Here is an 11,783-nt window from a genome sequence, read left to right as displayed (position 1 = left end):
AAGTTACAGTAACGGGCGTGGCCGTAAGCGAGAAAACGCTTGGTCTAACGACTGGAGCGAAATCGACGCTGACAGCGACGATTGCACCGGTGGATGCAACAAATAAGGAAGTAGAGTGGAGCACAAGCAGCGCGGCTGTTGCAACAGTAAGCAGCACAGGCGAGGTAACTGCTGTAGCGCCGGGTACGGCGACTATTAAAGTGACTACGAAAGATGGCGGATTTGAAGCCGCGACTACAGTCACGGTAACCGCGCCAAGTACATCCGGACCTCCTCCAAGTGTACCGGTTGAAACTCAAAAACCTGTTGACCCGCCTGTTGTTGACTCGAAAGGCAGCATCAAGCTGGAGCCTAAAACAGATGCAAACGGCAAAGCTAATGTAGTGCTGAGTGAAAAAGATATTCAGGCTGCAGGAAACAATTCTTCAAGTAAAACAGTCAATATTGAGGTCAAAACAGAAGCAGGCACCAAGGATGTCGCGGTCTCTGTTCCTGTAGCGAAGCTGCAATCGGGAACGACGTTAGCTATCGATACCGGCTTTGCGAATGTCTCCATTGCGCCTGAATTGCTGGTGCATGAAGATGGAAAGGCTGCAGCAGCAGTGGATTTGTCGGTGTCGCTGATTGACAAAACATCGCTTCCAGCTTCTGTACAAAGCATTATCGGACAAAATGAAGTATTTGATTTCAATTTATCAATCGATGGCAAAAAACAAAGTGATTTTGGATCGAATCGCATTGATATTGCATTGCCTTACAAACTAAAAGACGGTGAAAATGCCAACCATATTGTCGTTTACTACATCAATGACAATGGACAGCTGGAAATCGTTAAAAATGGCAGATTTAATTCGGCAACGGGCAGCGTTGAGTTTTCTGCCAAGCACTTTAGTAAATACGCTATTGCAACGGTCAACGTATCGTTCAGCGATACTAGCAACGTTGCATGGGCAAAGGATGCAATCGAGGCGCTTGCTGCAAGACAGGCCATTAACGGTATTGGCGAAGGCAAGTTTAATCCGAATGGTCAAGTGACTCGCGCAGAATTTATCGCTATGCTGGTTCGGACGTTTGATCTTCAGTCAGACAATGCGACCACTACCCTGACTGATGTTGTTGCAGGAGCTTGGTATTATGAAGCAGTAGCTTCCGCACAGCAACTGGGCATCGTGAAGGGCAAAGCGGATGGAAGCTTCGGTATTAACGACCGAATCACCCGTCAGGAAATGGCAGTCATGGTGTATCGAGCAGCAAGTCTCATCGGCAAGCCTTTACCTGCAGATGCGACATCCGAAGGCTTCAGCGATCAGAATGAAATCTCTGCTTTTGCCTTGGACGCTGTATCTGCTATGCAAAAGGAAGGTTTGATCAAAGGACTGGACAACAACAAATATGCTCCTTTGTCTCACTCTACTCGTGCGCAAGCAGCAACCATTATTCACCGGTTGTATTCGCTGGTGAAGTAATATCAAGCTAACTATAGCCACTTAGACTACAGCAGCTTAGACCCTAGCAAAAATGTAGTTCCCCCTTATGCAGAGGCATGCAGAGTAATCTGTATGCTTCGCATGAGGGGGATTTTTTTTGAAAGCTTTCCCCCTTAAAACGCAAAAAAGAGACCCACAGCATTCGGTGCTGTGGGTCTAACTATATATATTACAAAAGGGGGTTGTTTATAGTATAGGTTGTTTTCATTAAAACGAGATGAATATTAGATTTCAAGTTTATTACAAATGAATGGGAAAGACTGTAATTTTTTGCGAACATATTAGGGATAAGCTCGGAATAGACTGGTTTAAAGCAGAAAACTTGTCCGTATAGGTTCATTCAGAGAGGATGGGATTTATTGATATGACGCAAACAAATTCGAATATTGCTATTTTGGGCATCGGCACGGCTGTTCCGCCTTATTTGGTGGATCAAGCCGATACGGCCAGGAGATTAGTTGATGCGTTAAGAGACAAGCCCGATTCTGCCCGTTGGGGGAGAAGGATCTTCAAGCAATGCGGCGTAGAAAGCCGTTATACATGCGAGCCGAATCTGCTGGCGGAAGCTGCCGAGTGCCGCTACTTGCCAAGCGCCTCGCCGGAGCATGCGCCTTCGACGTCGGAGCGGATGGGCATCTACAAGCGGGAATCGGTTCCGCTCGGACTACTCGCGGCGAGACAAGCCTTGGCCGATGGAGACGTCGAGCCTGCTGCTATTACGCATCTCATCACTGTCAGCTGCACCGGTCAATTTCTGCCGGGCATGGATGCCGCTATCGTACAGCAATTAGGACTGTCTCCTACGATAACCCGTATTCCGCTTAATTTCCTAGGCTGCGCCGCCGGCCTCAAGGCCATTGGATTGTCGCGTCAAATCGTATTAAGCGATCATTCAGCCTATGTATTAGTAGTGTGCGTGGAGCTTTGTACGCTGCATATTCAGCCATCAGGCGACAGGGAATCGTTGTTCGCTGCCTCCTTCTTCGGAGATGGGGCATCCGCTTGCGTTATTGGCGCGGCGAAGACGCATGACAAGCCGGTTTTCCAGCTCGGTCAGGAGCGTTCTGTCCTGCTTCCGGATTGCGCTGGGGAAATGGTATGGGAGGTAGGCAATCATGGCTTTGACCTCTACCTGTCCCCGCATATTCCAAAGCTGATAGGTGAATACATTCCTGCAGAGGTAGAACAGCTATGCGGCGAGGAAGCGCTGGATCTATGGGCGATCCATCCGGGCGGCAAGGGCATCATCGATATTTTGCAAAGCAAGTTTGGTCTTACCGATGAGCAAACGGCGCATAGCCTTGGTGTTCTGCGGGAATATGGCAATGTATCCTCCGCTACGATTCTCTTTGTGCTTCATGCGATGAGAATGCATCTGCACGAAATAGGCTCGGACATGGTTAGCGGCATTGCATTGGCATTTGGGCCTGGCCTAACAGCCGAAATGATCAAGATCGCTTATGTTCCAGCAGCAATCACGAACGAGCAGGATCGTCTGGCGGACGGAGCTTATGTCTAAGGGCTTCCGCTTTCGGGCTGCGGCGGCGGAATTGATGGATGATTTCTCCATCGGGGGCTCTGAGCTCCGCGAAGCGCTAAAGCAGCTTCGTCTCCTGAATCGCCTCTTTGTCGCATCAGCCCCGACGCTGCATGGAGTAAAGCGGCTCTGGGAGAAGGCGGATAGGCCAAGCAGCTTGTCTATTCTGGATATCGGAGCGGGCTCTGGCGACGTGAACCGGGAGCTGCTGAGATGGGCGGACGAGCAAGGGATTCAGCTTGCTATTCGGCTGGTGGATTTAACGGAGGAGGCTTGCGAGGAAGCAAAGCTTTACTTTCAAAATGAGCCGAGGGTGCAGGTAAGGCAGGGTGATTTATTTGCGCTGCCTGAAGGGAGCGCGGACATTGTGACGGGCACGCAGTTTCTGCATCATTTTGACGAGGAGGAGCTGCCGGGTGCAGTCGCGAGCATGCTGAAGGCATCGAGGCTCGGGATCGTTATTAATGACATCCATCGCCACTGGATCGCTTGGGCAGCGGTATGGCTGACGACCCGGATCATTTCGTCCAATCGGTATATTTTGAACGATGGTCCGCTATCGGTAGCTAAAGGATTTCGTGCGGAAGATTGGAACAATCTCGGACTGAGGCTAGGACTTCCCGCACTTTACTATAAGTGGAGGCCCCTGTTCCGATACGCCGTTGTCATTGATAAGGGGCAAATAAATCCAATCGATGGAGTGAGCTAGAATGACACGTATTCTTGATGCGGCTGTTCTTGGCGCTGGCCTTGCCGGCAGCAGTCTTGCCAAAGCGCTTGCGGATAAGGGGTGGGAGACGCTGCTGCTCGATCGCCAATCCTTCCCAAGGCATAAGGTGTGCGGGGAGTTTCTTTCGCCGGAATCGCAGAGTACGCTTCATGCATTAGGAATGAACGAATCCTTAGCAGGGCTTGGTCATAGTGAAATAGAGCGGATACGGATTATTTTTGAAAATGGGGCCGAGATGGAGCTTTCGCTTCCAGGCAAAGCTTGGGGGCTCAGCCGATATGCGCTTGATTCCGCTCTTCATCTAGCTGCGGTACAAGCAGGAGCAAATCTTCAAACAGGAGCAAAGGTGACAGCTGTTCATAAGTCGGATCGTGGCTATATCATTCACACGAAGCAAGGCGGGGAAGCTTGCTCCTTTGAAGCGAGAGCCGTTATTGCGGCGATGGGTGCGAGCCAGCGTTCGGGGCTGCCAGGCAATCGAAGCTCAGCTTCTATTAAGAGCTCATACCTAGGGGTGAAATCACATTTCCGCGGCATTGCTATGGAGCCGGTCATCGAGCTTTATTTTTTTCGCGGCGGCTATTTGGGGCTATGTCCCATTGAAGGCGGGCTGGTCAATGCGTCGGCATTGCTAGAGCGGGATGCTGTCGTAGATGAGGGAAAAACGATACTCGCCATCCTAAACGGGGTTGCGAGGCGAAACCCGAAGCTGCATAAGAAGCTGATGCACGCTGAGCCCGTAATAGGCTCGCAGGCGGCTGTTGCGCCTGTCTATCTTAATCGAAAGCTGCTGGCTTGGGATCAACTGCCGCTCCTTGGCGACGCGGCAGCGATGATTCCGCCGCTTTGCGGAGACGGCATGTCGATGGCGCTGCGGTCGGCGGCCATATGCGCGCCGCTTGCAGACACCTATCTGAGCGGGAGCATCTCACAAGCTGACTGGCAGCATTCATATTCGAGGGAGATCAACCATGCGTTTAAGCGGCCGCTGCGTTGGGGGAGCCTCCTGCAATGGCTGTTTGAGACGCCTGCCTTGTCCCGCTGGCTGCCGGATGCTGCAAGACTGGCGCCAAGCATAGCGCAGGGACTCGTTCATGCGACAAGACTAAAGCCGTTCCGCCAGTAACAAGCATATTCGGAGCCGGGAGGAGAATGTACTTGAAGATGCAGAGTCTAGCGCTTCTATCCTTCCGATTTCCGCGAGCAATGATTCTATTATGGATCATTGTGCTGTTCTTCGCTTGCTCCCATGCGTTCAAGCTGGATTCCGTCCTTCAGGATCATGGCTTGTACCCCCGGGATGGACAATTTGAGCAGGTGCGTCAAATGCTTGCTGCCGATTTTAATCAGCCGGATGCACCGGTAATGCTGCTTTTCGAGAAAATGGATGGCGTATCGAATTCGCGTTTTCGCTCGTTTATCGAGCAGACGCTGCTTCAAGCAAGAGGACTTGACGGTTTGACGGGACTTGTCTCTCCGCTTGAGAGGCAGGGAATGCTGAAGGGCGATCAAGCCTATGCGCTGTTATCGTTCAGCCATCCTCCTTACCGGATGCAATCCACGCTTGATCATATAGATCGGCTATTGCCTGCCCATAGCGGCATATCGATCAAAGTGACCGGCAAAGCTGTCGTGCAAGCCGATGTGAATGAAGCGAGCCATTCTGATTTGGCCAAGGCTGAGCTGATCGGCATACCGCTTGCCTTCATCATTTTATGGCTCGCATTTCGAAGCTTCGCTGCTGCGATGATCCCTATTGTGATCGGAGCTGCAGGCGTGACGACTGCGATGGGAATCATGCAGGGACTCGGTACGAGGCTGGAGCTTTCTAATTTTGTGTTGAATGTTATCCCGATGGTGGGGCTCGCTCTCAGCATCGATTTTGCGCTTATGGTCATCAGTCGGTTCCGGGAGGAGCTCAAGGAAGGAATACCGCCTGCCGAGGCGCTGGCACAGACGATGAGGACTGCGGGCAGAGCTGTATTCGTATCGGCGGCTAGCATCTTCTTGGGTTTGCTAAGCTTCGTCTGGATTCCGCTTTCGATGTTCTCCTCCATTGCACTTGGAGCGATGACCGTAACAGCCGTTTCCCTGCTGTTGACGTTCACGCTGCTGCCCGCTTTTCTGGCGCTTTGCTTGCCTGCTATGCGCGCAGATCAAATGCGTGCGAGGGCAGCCAGCAGACCAGCTGCATTGGAGAAAGTTGCTCGCTTTGTGATATATCGTCCGGTTGCCATACTCTTGCTCGCTAGTGGCGTGCTAATCGCCTGCTTGCTGCCGTTAAACGGCATGAAGGTCGCGATTCCAGATGAGACTTCCTTGCCGGACAGCTACGATTCCCGTACGGCGGCTGAAGCGTATCGCACTTATTTCGAGCTGCCTTCTACATCCAAGGTTTGGATCATCGCGGAGGGTCATGCACAGTTTAGAACGCAAGCGGATTGGACCGAGGCCTATGCGCTCGCAAAACGCCTTGAGAACGATCCAAGCGTCATAAAGGTCGATTCGGTGTTCTCAGAGCTCCGCCTGCCGCCCGAGCAATTGCTGGCAATCGCCCGGAAGCCGCTACAAAAAAAGAAATACGAAGCGGCGCTGCAGCCTTTTCTGAAGGATAGCCGAATGGTGCTGCAGGTGACTATAGCAGGCGAACCTTCCTCAAGCGCAGCAAGGAATTGGGTAAGGGAATGGGGGGAGCGCGGGGAAATGTCGCCGCTTCGCTTCTCGCTCGGAGGCGAAGCAAAGTATGAGCAGGAAGTGTTTGATCTAATCTTTGGCAGCCTCCGTTATGTGCTGCTCTTTCTATTAATATCGAATTTCATCGTGCTTTTTGTCGCCTTCCGCTCCATTCTCATTGCGATAAAGACGATTCTATTAAACCTTCTGAGCATAGGAGCGTCCTTTGGCATTTTGGCGTGGATCTTCGAGGAAGGCAGGCTTGGGATGGAGCCGGGCAGCATCGCTGTCATGATCCCCGTTTTCATTTGCGGTCTCGTGTTCGGCATCAGCATGGACTATGGCGTCTTTCTCGTATCGCGCATCTATGAGGAGTATCGCAGGACAGGCAGCAATGAACAATCAGTAATCAAGGGGCTGGCATCGGTCAGTCAGATCATTACATCCGCAGCAGCCATCATGATTGCGGTCACTGCTCCGTTCGCGCTTGGCGAGGTAGCCGGGGTGAAGCAGCTCGGCATCGGCATCGCGACAGCTATATTCATTGACGCAACGATTATTAGAATGCTGCTGGTACCTTCTTTAATGAGCCTGCTCGGAAAATGGAACTGGTGGGCGCCAAGCTGGCTAAAGCCGCATTGAAAAAAAGTCTGCTTCCCTTGTCGTGCGACTTAGAGAGCAGACTATCTAGAATTATTCAGCTGCAGAAGCAGCCTTTGAGCTCGCAAGCTCACGAACCATTTTCCATTCAGCCAAGTGCTTCTCCAAATGGTCGATTAGCGCGTCAATGCCTTGGATGAACGGGGCTTGCTCCCCCGCTTGAATTGCTTCAATGGATTGAAGCATCTCTTTGGACAAGGGGCTGTGGGCGGGAAGAGAGTCCGTCAACTGCTGAAGGACAAGTGCAATGGAGGCGGCTGACGCGGCTGGCTCAGCTTGCTGAATCCCCTTGCGGGCCTCAACTGTCTGTTTCTCCACATGCTCTTGCGCAGCCTGCTTCTCCGTTTTAGGCGCGCTTGCTTTAGGCGCTGGTGCAGGCTTGGCGCGCTCCGCTTTGTTCTGCTCATGAGTCGACCAGGTTTCGATCAAACCGCTGCCGCTCTTAAAGAGCAGCTTGTCCTTGGTGCTGTCCGAAATCGTTTTATCTTTGAACAGCTTCGCAATTTTTTTCACATCGCTCACGGGAAGCTCGTCTCTAGCCACGATAAGCGCAAGCGGATCGCGATGCTCGATAGGCAAGTCCTTTAGAGGCAGCAGCTGATCCTCAGTCAATTTATCCTTCCTGATCTCCGTACCGCTGACGATCAGCTTCTTCACGGCATTGCCGAACTTCAGCAGCTCGCATTTGTTTTTGATGTAGGATTCGGGTTTGCCGAGCTTGCCGGACAAAAATTTGGTCGAGCTTCTGAACTTTGGATCATTCAGCAGCTTATTGAATGCCTCTGCCTCTTCGATGGGAGAGAAGCCCTCGCGCGTCAAGTTTTCCGCGATTTGCTCCAAATAGATTTCCATCTCGTCCGTAACGGTGGATACGATGCAAGGAATCGTAGCCCGCCCGAGCATTTTACTCGCTTTGTACCGGCGGTTGCCATAAATAATTTTATAACGCCCGTTGCCCGTCGTTCTCACTTTAATCGGCGAGAGCAGGCCAATCTCATCAATGCTCTTCATCAATTCCTGCAGCGCTTCCTCGTCGAACTGATACCTAGGCTGATCGGTATCCTCGTCAATTAAATCCGTAACAATTTCAATGATATCCATTTGAGGTCTCCTTAAAAGTTTTGTGTAGCAAAACTTGCATCGTAAGCATACGCTTGGTTTTGTGAAGCAAAACTTGCATCGTAAGCATACGCTTGGTTTTGTGAAGCAAAACTTGCATCGTAAGCATACGCTTAGTTTTGTGAAGCAAAACTTGCTTCGTAAGCATACGCTTAGTTTTGTGAAGCAAAACTTGCATCGTAAGCATACGCTTGGTTTTGTGAAGCAAAACTTGCTTCAACAGCATTTGCTGGGTTTGGTGCAGCTAAGTTTCCATCTTATATATGCTAAGTCCTTTGAAAGTCCGAAGTCTGATGTAGACCTAGTCTATTATATATCAAGGGCGGAAATGAGGAAACGATAGGGAAGTCTTGCGAAAGGCTTTGCTTTTCTGGAAGGGATTGAAACATTTCATTTGCGGTGAACGTCAACAGTGGATAGGGGATGGCGAGAAATGCAATGGAATAGCTGCGTATTGCTGCTAAAATGGGTGGTAGGGGCATTTCTGTTGCAAATACTGCAGCGTATGGATGCGAACGGTCCTAAACAACAGCATTCTACTGTAAAAACTGCAATGGATGCAGGCAATAGCTTTTTACCGCTGCTCTCTAGTGCAAATTTAGACCTATTAAATAGAATAAAGACTGGTCGTGATACATATGGAAGAAATTCAAGGAGATTTAATAACGCTAGACATATTAAAGTCGGACTTCGCTAAGCTTGGCGTCACATCAGAGATGACGGTGATGATGCACTCCTCGATGAAGGCGCTGGGCGGCTTTGTCGTGGGTGGACCAGTCGCGGTAATTTTGGCGATAGAGGAATGCCTCGGCAGCAGCGGCACCTTAGTCATGCCAACGCACACAGGTGACCTTTCCGATCCGACGAACTGGCGATTTCCTCCCGTTAGAGAATCATGGTGGGAGCCGATAAAGGAATCGATGCCCGCATTCGCGCCGGATCTTACACCTTGCAGAGGCATGGGAGCCATTAACGAATGCTTCAGAAAACAAAACGGGGTCGTACGGAGCAGCCATCCTCAGGTTTCTTTTGCCGCTTGGGGCGTGGGAAAAGAGATCATCACGTCCCATCATAGCTTGGCATACAGCCTAGGTGAGCAGTCTCCCTTGGCAAGACTTTATGAGGCAAAGGGCTTTGTGCTGCTGCTAGGCGTTGGCCATAATCGCAACACCACTTTGCATCTGGCCGAATATCGTGCGGAATACAAGGGCAAAGCGGAAATCATCAACAAAGCGCCGATATTCGCAGAGGGCGAGAAGCGGTGGGTCGATTTTCAAGACATCGATTTTGAATCGGATGATTTTGATCTGCTAGGCGAGGCCTTTGAGCGGGAAACGGGTTTGGTTCGGAGAGGGAAGGTAGGCCATGCTGACGCTATGCTCATGCCTGTGACGGAGCTAGTCGATTATGGCGTAAAATGGATGGAAGAAAATAGAGGCTGTTAGCCGCAAGAGGTTGACAGCCTCTTGGCTGTTCCTGCAGATAGGTCATTCCATTGCACTAATGTAATGTGTACAAAGAACTATACAAACAGGGTATAAAGTTTGAGATTTTCATCCCCAATGTCGAAAAATGGTGGTATGATGAAAGTTATAGCAAAACATATCATCAGCCCAAAATTTACTAGAGCGACAAGTGAAAGGCACGGGCGCAGAGGGGAAGCCAGCGAATGGTAACAATATTGAGAAAGCATCTAATTGTCCGTATTTTGTGTGCGATGGTCGGAGTAATGATATTGATTGCAGGAGGCTACATCGGCACTCAAGTTTCACAAACCAAATCGGCAGTTGAAGAGGCAATTAACAGCTATAACATGCGGATTGGAGAGAGCTATGCTGCTACGCTCAAGACCGATCAGTTTGCTGAATATCTCAAGCAGCCGCAGGAGACGGAGCTGTACTGGTCGCTTCGCGAAGAGCTTAATCAATTCCGTACGAAGATAGGTGCCCGTTACGTCTATTTTGTTCGTTTTGATGAAGACAGAGTACCACGAATTATGATAGACGGACTTCCTAAGGATGATGATTCAGCATCCCCCATAGATGAAATTACAGATATGCCGCCTGCGGCGGCTGAACAAGTTGTTGCTGGAAAAAACGCAAGCTCGCCGCTTATTGAAAACCCGTTATACGGGTCTTATTTATCTGCTTATGTACCGCTGAAGGATGCTAGCGGCGCTGTTGTCGGTGCGCTTGGCATCGATACGGATGCTGCAGTATTCCAGCAGCTTGCTTCGAATGTGATCTGGGAAAGCTTGCCTCTCTATATCATGATGCTCCTAATTACCATCGGTTTAATCGGAGCGATCGTATGGTTCGTTCGGCGCTCGCTTATGCCCCTGAAAACCGTAAAAGCCAGCGCGGAGATGATGGCTGTTGGGAATTTAGCGGAGGCGAATACGATTTTGCAAGCTAAGCCTGTCAAGTCTATCGATGAAATCGGTACCGTGTATAAGGCGATGCTTACTATGTCCGAGCATTTAAAGGAACGGGTACTCGGGGTAGTCGTCAATGTCGAGAAAACCTCGGAGCAGCTTGTCATGTCCTCGCAAACCTTTGCGAGCCACGCCGACCAGATGCTGCAAATGGGCGAGACCATGAATGGCTCGGTTCAGCAAATTTACGAGGGAGCGCATGTCCAGAAGAAAAGCGCAGACGATAGCGCGTTTGCAATGGAAGAAATCGCGCAGGGCATTGTAAGAATCGCGGAATCGTCATCGACCGTCTCAGGGGCTGCTGTAAAGTCACTGGAAATCGCGCAATCGGGCGAAATCGCAATGAAGCAGCTAAATAAACAGATTAGAAGCATATCGGAATCTGCCAATCAGACATTGGATGTTGCTAGGCAGCTTAATGGCTATACAGGAGAAATTGGACTTGTTATCGGTTCGGTTCGCGAATTTGCAGATCAGACGAAGCTCCTTGCACTAAATGCGTCCATTGAAGCGGCAAGGGCGGGAGAGCATGGCGCGGGCTTTATGGTTGTAGCAAGCGAGGTGCGCAAACTGGCTGATGCATCCGCCTCCTCCGTGCAACAGATTACAAAGCTGTTAAGCCACATAGAAGCATTTTCAGATAAAATTAGCGATGAGATGGAGAGGGCTACGAAGGAAATTGGCGAGGGTGTTTCTTTATCAGGAGAAGCAGCGGAATCGTTCGAGCATACCGTCGAATCGTTCCGCCTCGTAAGCGAGCAAATTATGGAGGTATCCGCAACAACGGAGCAATTGACCGCCGGCTCTGAGGAGGTCGCTGCTACAGTAAGCAGCATCGCTCATATAGCGAGCGGGGTATCCGAGATGACGGAGCAGATTCAAGAGCTGACCGCGAGGCAGCTAGGCATGATGAAGCAGGTGCATGAAGCATCTGCCGTACTCAGCGCAAACACGAAGGATATGAGACAGGCTATCGCTCAGGTTAATGTATAAAATAGCCTCTCGGAATTAGATGGGGGATTCCAGTGGTGATGCCAGAATAGTTATGAAATGGCGCTGGAAAATATGGAAGATGAAAACCAGTTTCAAAAAAGGCCAGACTCCACCAATTTTCCAACCGGGCTTTTTTAAAATTAGGCTGCT

9 protein-coding genes (1 of these 9 running past the window's edge) are annotated in these 11,783 nt (G+C 50.4%); 8 read left to right on the top strand and 1 reads right to left on the bottom strand.

Annotated features, from left to right (window positions below):
- From AC2TDN_RS14405 to AC2TDN_RS14380, 6 genes are all read left to right on the top strand, one after another.
- Positions 1 to 106: the 3' end of a chitobiase/beta-hexosaminidase C-terminal domain-containing protein gene (locus AC2TDN_RS14405; protein ID WP_484688580.1), read on the top strand. Its footprint begins 6,653 nt before the window's first position; only the last 106 of its 6,759 coding nucleotides appear in the window; its start codon lies beyond the left edge, outside the window; it ends in the stop codon at positions 104 to 106.
- Positions 18 to 1,466 carry an S-layer homology domain-containing protein gene (locus AC2TDN_RS14400; protein ID WP_484688467.1) on the top strand — a complete coding sequence of 483 codons (1,449 nt, stop codon included), beginning with the start codon at positions 18 to 20 and terminating at the stop codon, positions 1,464 to 1,466. The genes AC2TDN_RS14405 and AC2TDN_RS14400 overlap by 89 nt, the downstream gene beginning before the upstream one ends.
- A gap of 385 nt (positions 1,467 to 1,851) precedes the next feature.
- Positions 1,852 to 3,006 (top strand): type III polyketide synthase, encoded by a 1,155-nt coding sequence (locus AC2TDN_RS14395; protein WP_484688466.1) that lies wholly within the window; start codon positions 1,852 to 1,854, stop codon positions 3,004 to 3,006.
- On the top strand, positions 2,999 to 3,733 hold the full coding sequence (locus AC2TDN_RS14390; protein WP_484688465.1) for a methyltransferase domain-containing protein: 735 nt from the start codon (positions 2,999 to 3,001) through the stop codon (positions 3,731 to 3,733). Before AC2TDN_RS14395 ends, AC2TDN_RS14390 begins: the two co-directional genes overlap by 8 nt.
- Position 3,734: 1 nt before the next feature.
- Complete coding sequence (locus AC2TDN_RS14385) at positions 3,735 to 4,880, top strand: NAD(P)/FAD-dependent oxidoreductase (protein ID WP_484688464.1); 1,146 nt, start codon at positions 3,735 to 3,737, stop codon at positions 4,878 to 4,880.
- A 38-nt stretch (positions 4,881 to 4,918) separates the two neighbouring features.
- Complete coding sequence (locus tag AC2TDN_RS14380; protein ID WP_484688579.1) at positions 4,919 to 7,069, top strand: MMPL family transporter; 2,151 nt, start codon at positions 4,919 to 4,921, stop codon at positions 7,067 to 7,069.
- Between the two features lie 51 nt (positions 7,070 to 7,120).
- Here the strand turns inward: AC2TDN_RS14380 and AC2TDN_RS14375 are convergent, their stop codons facing one another.
- Positions 7,121 to 8,188 carry a ParB/RepB/Spo0J family partition protein gene (locus AC2TDN_RS14375; protein WP_484688463.1) on the bottom strand — a complete coding sequence of 356 codons (1,068 nt, stop codon included), beginning with the start codon at positions 8,186 to 8,188 and terminating at the stop codon, positions 7,121 to 7,123.
- Between the two features lie 656 nt (positions 8,189 to 8,844).
- On the opposite strand from AC2TDN_RS14375, the gene AC2TDN_RS14370 reads away from it, so the two are divergent.
- Both AC2TDN_RS14370 and AC2TDN_RS14365 read left to right on the top strand, forming a co-directional pair.
- On the top strand, positions 8,845 to 9,651 hold the full coding sequence (locus tag AC2TDN_RS14370; protein ID WP_484688462.1) for an AAC(3) family N-acetyltransferase: 807 nt from the start codon (positions 8,845 to 8,847) through the stop codon (positions 9,649 to 9,651).
- Between the two features lie 224 nt (positions 9,652 to 9,875).
- Positions 9,876 to 11,633 (top strand): methyl-accepting chemotaxis protein, encoded by a 1,758-nt coding sequence (locus tag AC2TDN_RS14365; RefSeq protein ID WP_482068813.1) that lies wholly within the window; start codon positions 9,876 to 9,878, stop codon positions 11,631 to 11,633.
- The last annotated feature ends 150 nt before the right edge of the window (positions 11,634 to 11,783 follow it).

The organism is Paenibacillus sp. Y660, from assembly GCF_057221575.1.
This window is presented reverse-complemented; position numbering and strand designations above follow the sequence as displayed.